This is a genomic window from Pseudomonas sp. FW305-28 (assembly GCF_017351395.1).
GTDB lineage: Bacteria > Pseudomonadota > Gammaproteobacteria > Pseudomonadales > Pseudomonadaceae > Aquipseudomonas > Aquipseudomonas fluorescens_AA.
On sequence record NZ_JACNDD010000037.1, the window covers coordinates 37,845 to 46,130 of the forward strand.

Annotated in this window: 7 protein-coding genes; 4 read left to right on the forward strand and 3 right to left on the reverse strand. The window is 61.1% G+C overall.

From position 1 onward, the window contains the following. Positions 1 to 96: 96 nt before the first annotated feature. Positions 97 to 1,011 carry a LysR substrate-binding domain-containing protein gene (locus tag J4E53_RS11265; protein WP_060740224.1) on the reverse strand — a complete coding sequence of 305 codons (915 nt, stop codon included), beginning with the start codon at positions 1,009 to 1,011 and terminating at the stop codon, positions 97 to 99. Between the two features lie 158 nt (positions 1,012 to 1,169). On the opposite strand from J4E53_RS11265, the gene trhA reads away from it, so the two are divergent. Further along, the gene (gene trhA / locus J4E53_RS11270; protein ID WP_060740225.1) at positions 1,170 to 1,787 is read left to right on the forward strand and encodes a PAQR family membrane homeostasis protein TrhA; all 618 of its coding nucleotides are present in this window, start codon (positions 1,170 to 1,172) and stop codon (positions 1,785 to 1,787) included. Positions 1,788 to 1,913: 126 nt separating this feature from the next. Here the strand turns inward: trhA and J4E53_RS11275 are convergent, their stop codons facing one another. Further along, complete coding sequence (locus tag J4E53_RS11275) at positions 1,914 to 2,633, reverse strand: 16S rRNA (uracil(1498)-N(3))-methyltransferase (RefSeq protein WP_060740226.1); 720 nt, start codon at positions 2,631 to 2,633, stop codon at positions 1,914 to 1,916. A gap of 156 nt (positions 2,634 to 2,789) precedes the next feature. Beyond that, complete coding sequence (locus J4E53_RS11280; RefSeq protein ID WP_092177031.1) at positions 2,790 to 4,196, reverse strand: adenosylmethionine--8-amino-7-oxononanoate transaminase; 1,407 nt, start codon at positions 4,194 to 4,196, stop codon at positions 2,790 to 2,792. Between the two features lie 246 nt (positions 4,197 to 4,442). Here J4E53_RS11280 and J4E53_RS11285 point away from each other — a divergent pair, with 246 nt between their 5' ends. The 3 genes from J4E53_RS11285 (at position 4,443) to J4E53_RS11295 (ending at position 8,205) form a co-directional block, all read left to right on the forward strand. Next, positions 4,443 to 6,197: a flavin monoamine oxidase family protein gene (locus tag J4E53_RS11285; RefSeq protein WP_103308869.1), complete on the forward strand. Its 1,755-nt coding sequence runs from the start codon at positions 4,443 to 4,445 to the stop codon at positions 6,195 to 6,197. A gap of 827 nt (positions 6,198 to 7,024) precedes the next feature. Beyond that, positions 7,025 to 7,576 carry a cytochrome b gene (locus J4E53_RS11290; RefSeq protein ID WP_060740229.1) on the forward strand — a complete coding sequence of 184 codons (552 nt, stop codon included), beginning with the start codon at positions 7,025 to 7,027 and terminating at the stop codon, positions 7,574 to 7,576. Between the two features lie 32 nt (positions 7,577 to 7,608). Then, on the forward strand, positions 7,609 to 8,205 hold the full coding sequence (locus J4E53_RS11295; protein WP_025215936.1) for a YceI family protein: 597 nt from the start codon (positions 7,609 to 7,611) through the stop codon (positions 8,203 to 8,205). Positions 8,206 to 8,286 lie beyond the last annotated feature (81 nt).

Below are 8,286 nucleotides of genomic sequence, written 5' to 3' on the forward strand. Positions count from 1 at the left end.
AAGCTCGCTCCCACAGTGGATCGGGGTGAACCTGGATTCTGGGTATGCCACGAACCTTGTGGGAGCGAGCTTGCTCGCGATGGGGGCAGCACGATTTCAGGCCTGGCGATTGGCATACATCCGGCACTCGGCCAACAGCGCCAGCAGGTTCGGATCACGCTCCTTGGCCTTGAGGAACACCACGCCGATGTGCTGCTGCAACCGGTACTTTTCCTGCAACGGGATCAGTTTCACCCGGTTTTCATACACCGCCGCGATCCGGCCGGGCAGCAACGCATAACCCACCCCGGAGCTGACCATGCTCAGCAGGGTGAAGATGTCGTTGACCTGCATCGCCACCTTCGGTTCGAACCCCGCCTGCTTGAATACCCGAATCCCGTCCTGATGTGTGGCAAAACCCTGGGTCAAGGTGATGAATGTCTCGTCGCGGACCTCGGCCAGGTCGACTTCGCTGCGCTGGGCAAAGGGTGAGTCGGCTGGCGTGGCGAGGAAGATGTCATCGGAAAACAGCGCAATCTGCTCGCAGTCCGGGTCGTTGACGCTGTCGTCCAGGGACACCAGGATCGCATCGACCTCCATGTTCTTGAGCTTGTACAGCAAGTCGATGTTGGAGCCCATGATCAGGTCGATATTGAGTTCGCTGCGGCGGATCTTCAGGCCCATGATCAACTGCGGCACGGTCTTGACCGTCAGCGAATACAGCGAGCCGAGCTTGAAGCGCTCGGCGGAGAAACCGGCGGCCTCACGGGTCAGGCGCACGCTGTCGACCACGTCCTGGATCAGCTTCTGCGCCCGTTCTTCCAGCACGTAAGCGCTTTCCAGCGGTGTGAGGTTGCGCCCTTCGTGCTTGAACAATGGGCAGCGCAGGGCGCTTTCCAGCGAGTGAATGGCCCGGTGCACACTGACGTTGCTGGTCTGCAACTCGGCCGCCGCCCGCGCCAGGTTACCGGTGCGCATGAAGGCCAGGAACACCTCCAGTTTCTTCAGGGTCAATTCTTCGTCGATCAGCATGGGGCGGACTCTTATTCGTATGGTTTGATTGTGCCCCAATCGACTCTTTTTGGAGGAGTTAATCAGTGGTGGGTTCAGAGGGGTAGCAGCAAAGCATTGCACTTTGCAGCGCCAAGCCTGAGCCTGGGCACCTGTTTCTAAGTGTGAGGTGGTATTGGATGTATCACGGGGAACGACTCAACGCCTGGACGCACCTGGTGGGCGCGGTGGCGGCGTTTATCGGCGCGGTGTGGTTGCTGGTGATCGCCGGGATGGCGGGCGATCCGTGGAAGATCGTCAGCGTGGCGATCTACGGGTTCACCTTGTTGGTGCTGTACAGCGCTTCGACGGTTTATCACAGCGTGCGCGGGCGCAAAAAAGAAATCATGCAGAAGGTCGATCACTTTTCGATCTACCTGTTGATCGCCGGCAGCTATACCCCGTTCTGCCTGGTGACCCTGCGCGGGCCGTGGGGCTGGACGTTGTTCGGGATCGTCTGGGGGCTGGCGGTGATCGGGATCTTGCAGGAAATCAAGCCGCGTTCCGAAGCGCGGATCCTGTCGATCGTGATCTACGCCGTGATGGGCTGGATCGTGCTGGTGGCGGTCAAACCGTTGTTGGCGGCCCTGGGCAGCACCGGGTTTGCCTGGCTGGCCTCGGGCGGCGTGTTGTACACCGTGGGCATCATCTTTTTCGCCCTTGACCACCGTCTGCGCCACGCCCACGGCATCTGGCACCTGTTCGTGATCGCCGGCAGCCTGCTGCACTTCGTGGCGATTCTGTTTTATGTGCTCTAACCCCTGAGCAACCTGGATTCAATGTGGGAGCGAGCTTGCTCGCGATAGCGTCGGATCAGTCAGCATCGATGTTGACTGGCCCACCGCCATCGCGAGCAAGCTCGCTCCCACAGGGGGTATCAGACTTCAGAAATCCCCCCACAACTGCTGCGCCACGGCCAGGGCCACCACCGGCGCGGTTTCGGTGCGCAGCACGCGGGGGCCGAGGCGGGCGGCCTGGTAGCCGGCGGTCTTGGCCTGCTCGACCTCGGCATCCGACAACCCGCCTTCGGGACCGATCAGGAAGGCCAGGGTCGACGGTTTTTCATGACTGACCAGCGGTTCGGCCACCGGGTGCAGCACCAGCTTCAGTTCGGCTTCGGCCTGCTTCAACCAGTCAGCCAGCAGCAGCGGTGGATGGATCACCGGCACGGTCGAGCGCCCGCACTGCTCGCAAGCGCTGATCGCCACCTGGCGCCAGTGCAGCAGGCGCTTGTCGGCGCGCTCGTCCTTGAGGCGCACTTCGCAACGTTCGCTGAAAATCGGCGTGATCTCGCTGACCCCCAGCTCCGTGGCTTTCTGGATCGCCCAATCCATGCGCTCGCCCCGGGACAGGCCCTGGCCGAGGTGGATACGCAACGGCGATTCAAGTTGTCCGGCGAACTGCTCGTCCAACTGCACCCGCACGCGCTTTTTGCCGACTTCGGCCAACGTGCCGCGAAACTCCTGGCCGGAGCCATCGAACACTTGCACCGCATCGCCCTCGGCCATGCGCAGCACCCGACCGATGTAGTGGGCCTGGGCTTCAGGCAGTTCGTGGTCGCCGAGGCTCAGGGGGGCGTCGATGAAGAAGCGGGACAGTCTCATGTTTTGTTCTCTATTGAATCTGAATTCGACATTGCTGCAGGGGAGCTTTTTTGGCGAGGGAGCTTGCTCCCGCTCGGGTGCGCAGCGCCCGCTCTTCTTTAGGGCCGCTTCGCAGCCCAGCGGGAGCAAGCTCCCTCGCCACAGAGAAACGTGTCGTCAGCCCGGATCGCGATAGCCCGGGTGAAAGTCCTTCGGCACCGCCACGCTGACCTTGTCCCGGGTGGCGATGTCGATGCCTTCACTGGCCACTTCGGCGAGGAAGTCGATCTGCTCGGGGGTGATGACATACGGCGGCAGGAAATACACCACGCTACCCAACGGCCGCAACAATGCACCGCGCTCCAGGGCATGCTGGAACACCGCCAGGCCACGCCGTTCCTGCCACGGATACGCGGTTTTGCTGGCCTTGTCCTTGACCATCTCGATGGCCAGCACCATGCCGGTCTGGCGCACTTCGGCGACGTTCGGGTGATCGGCCAGGTGCGCGGTGGCGCTGGCCATGCGCTGGGCCAGGGCCTGGTTGTTTTCGATGACGTTGTCTTCTTCGAAGATGTCCAGCGTCGCCAGGGCCGCCGCGCAGGCCAGCGGGTTGCCGGTGTAGCTGTGGGAGTGCAGGAAGGCGCGCAGGGTCGGGTAGTCGTCGTAGAACGCGCTGTAGACCTCGTCGGTGGTCACGCACGCCGCCAGCGGCAGGTAGCCGCCGGTCAGGGCCTTGGACAGACAGAGAAAATCCGGTGTGATACCGGCCTGCTCACAAGCGAACATTGTCCCGGTGCGGCCAAAGCCGACGGCGATTTCGTCATGGATCAGGTGCACGCCATAGCGGTCGCATGCCTCGCGCAATAACTTCAGGTACACCGGGTGGTACATGCGCATGCCGCCGGCACCCTGGATCAGTGGCTCGACGATCACCGCCGCCACCGTGTCGTGGTGCTCGGCCAGGGTCTGCTCCATGGCGGCGAACAGGTTGCGCGAATGTTCTTCCCAGCCCATGCCTTCGGGGCGGTGGTAGCAGTCGGGGCTCGGCACCTTGATCGTGTCCAGCAGCAACGCTTTGTAGGTTTCAGTGAACAACGGCACATCGCCCACTGACATCGCCGCGATGGTTTCGCCGTGGTAGCTGTTGCTCAGGGTGACGAAGCGTTTCTTGTCCGGCCGGCCGCGATTGATCCAGTAGTGGAAGCTCATCTTCATCGCCACTTCGATGCAGGACGAGCCGTTATCGGCATAGAAGCACCGGGTCAGGCCCTCGGGCGTCATCTTCACCAGGCGCTCGGACAGTTCGATCACGGGCTGATGGCTGAAGCCGGCCAGGATCACATGCTCCAACTGATCGACCTGGTCCTTGATGCGCTGGTTGATGCGCGGGTTGGCGTGGCCGAACACGTTGACCCACCAGGAACTGACGGCATCGAGGTAGCGCTTGCCTTCGAAATCTTCCAGCCACACGCCTTCACCACGCTTGATGGGGATCAGCGGCAGCTGTTCGTGGTCTTTCATCTGGGTGCAGGGATGCCACAGCACCGCGAGGTCGCGTTGCATCCACTGGTTATTCAGGCCCATTTACAGTCTCCTCGAGGCGGCTCGCGGCGGGCGCGGGCAAAACAATCGCGCAAGCCTATGCAATGGCGGCCCTGGGGACAACCCATTGTGTCGTTGACGCGACTTTGCGCGAGGCGATAGACGCCGCTGGCGGCGCTTTGATGGCTGTCGTATTCTTCGCCGTTCCCTGAGCCGACTGGCTCGAAAAACCGAGAGCCGCCTGGCTCGAAAGCTGAAATTTCCTACGTTTAATCCGGAGTTCGTTGAATGTCTGCTGGTTGGCTGCGCGCCTGTGCGCTGGTGATGATAGGGCTGTTCAGCGTTTCGGCGCTGGCCAAGGACAAACAACCGACGGCCATCGTCATCGGCGGCGGCCTGGCGGGACTCACCGCGGCCTATGAGCTGCAGAACAAAGGCTGGGCCGTGACGCTGCTGGAAGCCAAGCCGGACCTGGGCGGTCGCTCGGGCATGGCCACCAGCGAGTGGATCGGCAATGAGAAGACGCAGCCGGTGCTGAACAAATACGTCTCGGCCTTCAAGCTGAGCACCACGCCGGCCCCGGAGTTCGTGCGTACCCCCAGCTACCTGATCGACGGCACCTACTTCACCGCCGCCGATCTGGCGACCAAGCAGCCGGCCACCGCCGAAGCCCTCAAGCGCTACGAAACCACCCTGGACGACCTGGCGCGCTCCATCGAAGACCCGCAGAACCCGGCGGCGAATAACACGTTGCACGCGCTGGACCAGATCACCGTCTCCAACTGGCTCGATCGTCTACAACTGCCGGCCACGGCGCGTCAGTTGGTGAACCAGGAGATTCGCACCCGTTATGACGAACCTTCGCGCCTGTCGCTGCTGTATTTCGCCCAGCAGAACCGCGTCTATCGTGGCGTGTCCGACCGCGACCTGCGGGCCTCGCGCCTGCTCGGCGGCAGTCCGACCCTGGCCCAGGCGTTCGTCAAGCAACTGAAAACCATCAAGACCAACTCGCCGGTGTCGGCCATCTCCCAGGACAAGGATGGCGTGACCGTCAAGGTCGGCAGCGTGGGTTACCAGGCTGACTACGTGGTGCTGGCGGTGCCGTTGCGGGCGCTGAACAAGATCCAGTTGACCCCGGCCCTGGACGCCCAGCATCAAGGCGCGATCAAGGGCACCAACTACGGTTGGCGCGACCAGATCATGCTCAAGTTCAAGACCCCCGTCTGGGACAGCAAGGCACGCATGTCGGGCGAAATCTACAGCAACGCCGGCCTGGGCATGATGTGGATCGAGCCGGCCATGAAGGGCGGCGCCAACGTGGTCATCAATCTGTCCGGCGACAACGCCCGGGTGATGCAGGCCTTCGGCGACAAGCAGATGGTCGATCAGGTGCTGATCCGTCTGCACGCGTTTTATCCACAGGCCCGTGGCGCGTTCACCGGCTATGAAATCCGCCGCTACAGCACCGACCCGTCCACGGGCGGCGCGTACTTGGCCTTTGGCCCGGGCCAGATCAGCAAGTACTGGCGTCTGTGGGAAAAACCGTTGCAGCGTGTAGCCTTTGCCGGCGAACACACCGACACCCTGTATCCGGGCACCCTGGAAGGCGCGTTGCGCAGCGGCCAGCGGGCTGCCAGCCAGGTTGAAGACCTGGCGGCCGGCAAGTCGTTCGAACCGGCCAAGGTCGCTCCCGCCGCGACAGCCGCCGCTGCCGGTGCGGTGGCGGCGAAGAAGGGCAACTTCTTCAGCAACCTGTTCGGTGGCTCGGATGACGACAAGAAGCCGGAGCCGGTCAAGGCGCCAGAGCCGGTAGCGCCAGCACCGACGCCAGCGCCAGCACCTGTGCCGGCACCTGCGCCGGTAGAGGCGCCTAAGGCCGCAGCCCCGGTAAAAGCCGAGCCTGCCAAGAAAGCATCGGCGAAGAAACCGGCAGCCAAGACCCCGGCAAAAAAAGCCCCGGCCAAGGCCCCGGTGAAAAAGACCGAACCGGCGAAGAAGCCAGCGGCGAAGCCGGCGACGACCACTGAAACCAAGGTTCAGTAGTCGTCCTGGCGAAAAGCGCGGCTCAAGGGTCTAGCACTGTTCGCTCAAGGCTTGTCTGAATCATTGTGGCGAGGGAGCTTGCTCCCGCTGGGCTGCGCAGCAGCCCCTTTTTGTGAGCGCTTCGCACTCAAGCGGGAGCAAGCTCCCTCGCCACGGGCTCATCGCTTTTCTTAAGTAAGCAGCATAAGGCCCAAGGGCTGCTCTTTTTTTATCCTGCATTAGGCGTGTACTGACGCTGTCACCCAGAGCCCGGCGTTGTGCAACGAGCGCTAACTTCTTACACGCTGCGGCGATATATCGGAAACTTCCCACCCATTAACAGGATGGAAGTGATAGAGCGCACCAGTCATAGGCTCTAGGCTCCTAAAAAACTGGAGCGCTTATGAAAATCCTAATAGCGATGGTTGCGTTGGTAGTACTTTCTGGGTGTGTCTATGGCGAATGCCGGGATCCTTTGAGGATTCCGATGATCCCAAAAAGAGATCTGCAGTTGGCATACAAGTGCACGATGGATCCATACAAGCCCGAGTGCTCGGTGAATTAGTACATCAACTGTCAGGCTATCCTAGGATATTAGAGCTGGGGAGGGCCCAGCACACATGCTTCATGGCAAAAAAGCGCCGTGAGCAGGCTGCGATAGGGCCCTTTCAATCACGCGATCGCTGTTTGCACCGGTCGCCATCACCACCGTTTCCCCTTTAATCTTTCCTTAACCCACCCCCTCCAGACTGATGATCGTATTTCTCGATATTTCAAAGCGAAAATTTCCGCTTTAAATCGATAGATAACTCGCTAGTCTTGATCGCAGTTTTTACAGGATATGAGCAATGCAGCTTCGCAACTCTTCTTCTCGCTATGGCTGGGTCAGTATCGCTGTGCACTGGGGCGTTGCGCTGGTGGTGTACGGGCTGTTCGCCCTGGGCCTGTGGATGGTCGGCCTGGATTACTACAGCACCTGGCGCAAAGACGCGCCGGACCTGCACAAGAGCATTGGCCTGGTGCTGCTGGCGGTCATGTTGCTGCGGGTAATCTGGCGGTTTGTCAGCCCGCCACCACCGACTCTGCCAACCTATGGCCGCCTGACCCGCGTCGGCGCCAAGCTTGGCCATAGCGCACTGTATCTCGGGTTGTTCGCCGTGATGATTGCCGGTTACCTGATTTCCACCGCAGACGGTGTCGGGATTCCGGTGTTTGGCCTGTTTGAAGTACCCGCGCTGGTGTCCGGACTGCCCGATCAGGCAGACGTCGCCGGTGAGATTCATTTCTACCTGGCATGGGCGTTGGTCATTTTTTCCGGCCTTCATGCGTTGGCAGCATTGAAACACCACTTTATCGACCGTGACGCGACCCTCAAGCGAATGCTGGGGCGCCAAGCCTGATGTTCAACCTCGACTCCAAAGGAATAGAAAGCATGTTGAAAAAGACGCTCGCCGCCCTGGCAATCGGTTCTGCCCTGCTGTCTGCCGGCCAGGCCATGGCTGCCGACTACGTCGTCGACAAGGAAGGCCAGCACGCCTTCGTCGACTTCAAGATCAGCCACCTGGGCTATAGCTACATCACCGGTACCTTCAAGGACATCGACGGCAAGTTCAGCTTCGACGCCGCCAAGCCTGAAGCCAGCAAGATCGAGTTCAACGTGAATACCGCCAGTGTGTTCACCAACCACGCCGAGCGCGACAAGCACATCGCCAGCGCTGACTTCCTGAACGCCAGCAAATTCGGCAAGGCCACCTTCGTTTCCACCAGCGTCAAGTCCACTGGCAAGAACGCTGATGGCAAGGAAACCGCCGATGTGACCGGTGACCTGACCCTGCTGGGCGTGACCAAGCCGGTCGTGGTCAAGGCCACCTTCCTGGGTGAAGGCAAGGACCCATGGGGCGGCTACCGTGCTGGCTTCGAAGGCACCACCAGCATCAAGCGTTCGGACTTCGGCAAGCAGAAAGACCTGGGTCCAACCTCCGACGCGGTCGAACTGTACGTCTCGTTTGAAGGTGTCAAAGCGAAGTAACCTTCGCGCCTGACAAAAAAACGCCCCTGGTCTTGGGACCAGGGGCGTTTTTTATTGCGCGGATTCGGGCAACGCAGAGAA

Excerpts from the sequence above, each read along its gene's own strand:
- J4E53_RS11265 (WP_060740224.1), bottom strand. The coding sequence starts at position 1,011 with ATGCTGATCGACGAAGAATTGACCCTGAAGAAACTGGAGGTGTTCCTG.
- trhA (WP_060740225.1), top strand. The coding sequence starts at position 1,170 with ATGTATCACGGGGAACGACTCAACGCCTGGACGCACCTGGTGGGCGCG.
- J4E53_RS11275 (WP_060740226.1), bottom strand. The coding sequence starts at position 2,633 with ATGAGACTGTCCCGCTTCTTCATCGACGCCCCCCTGAGCCTCGGCGAC.
- J4E53_RS11280 (WP_092177031.1), bottom strand. The coding sequence starts at position 4,196 with ATGGGCCTGAATAACCAGTGGATGCAACGCGACCTCGCGGTGCTGTGG.
- J4E53_RS11285 (WP_103308869.1), top strand. The coding sequence starts at position 4,443 with ATGTCTGCTGGTTGGCTGCGCGCCTGTGCGCTGGTGATGATAGGGCTG.
- J4E53_RS11290 (WP_060740229.1), top strand. The coding sequence starts at position 7,025 with ATGCAGCTTCGCAACTCTTCTTCTCGCTATGGCTGGGTCAGTATCGCT.
- J4E53_RS11295 (WP_025215936.1), top strand. The coding sequence starts at position 7,609 with ATGTTGAAAAAGACGCTCGCCGCCCTGGCAATCGGTTCTGCCCTGCTG.